1 protein-coding gene is annotated in these 272 nt (G+C 52.6%); it reads right to left on the reverse strand.

The window, feature by feature from the left end; genetic code table 11:
• The coding region (locus AC1RPR_RS08830) for a hypothetical protein (RefSeq protein WP_481763576.1) at window positions 1–272 on the reverse strand (272 nt) is incomplete at both ends.

A 272-nucleotide genomic window follows, 5' to 3' on the forward strand; every position in this document is an offset into this window, starting at 1 on the left:
GTATTGTTCCACGCCTGTAGGTACTTGAATGCTTGGTTGGAAGAGTCCGAATAGATATCGAGACGCAGGTTATCTACGCTGTACTTCGATGGGTACTTACGATCACGACCTTCGCGAAAGATCGTTACTTGATCGTAGACCCGGAATGGGCATGTAGCACCTTCCACGAAATACCACGGAAGTTGCGCTGAGCTGCTGGTGCTGACCGCACCGCCCATGCTCGACTTCAACACGTCACCTAGCGCGGCCCCAACATTCGATAGAATGGAGCC

The organism is Dellaglioa sp. CoH-57-MRSF-22, from assembly GCF_056781895.1.